This window comes from Pseudomonas sp. YuFO8 (genome assembly GCF_035065025.1).
GTDB classification, from domain to species: domain Bacteria; phylum Pseudomonadota; class Gammaproteobacteria; order Pseudomonadales; family Pseudomonadaceae; genus Aquipseudomonas; species Aquipseudomonas putida_AE.
In genome coordinates, this window is sequence record NZ_JAXDEQ010000203.1 from 1 (window position 1) to 390 (window position 390).

At 66.4% G+C, this 390-nt stretch carries 1 pseudogene; it reads right to left on the reverse strand.

From position 1 onward, the window contains the following. Positions 1-390: pseudogene (locus SOP95_RS32000) on the reverse strand (LysR family transcriptional regulator); the annotation flags it as partial.

A 390-nucleotide genomic window follows, 5' to 3' on the forward strand; every position in this document is an offset into this window, starting at 1 on the left:
TCTCCACACTGCCGACCACACGCCGCTCCAGGGCTTCGGGAATCTGGTCGTGGTAGAACAGCAGGCCCAGGTCGGCCTTGCGCTCTACCAACTTGCGCGCCACGTCGCCCTGGGCGGCGCTGGATAGCTGCACTTCCAGCAACGGGTATTTGCCCGCCAACGCCTCCAGGCTGTCGAGTACCGGCTGAAACAACATGGCCTCATCCTGGGCCAGGCGCAGACACGCCTCTTCGCCGCGCGTCAGTGAAAGCGCCCGGCCGTTGAGCCGCTCGCATTGGCGCAGCACTTCGCGCGCTTCCTCCAGCAACACGCTGCCGGCTTCGGTCAGTCGTGGTTGGCGCCCGCTGCTACGCTCGAACAGGCTGACGCCAAGGTCCGCCTCCAGCATCG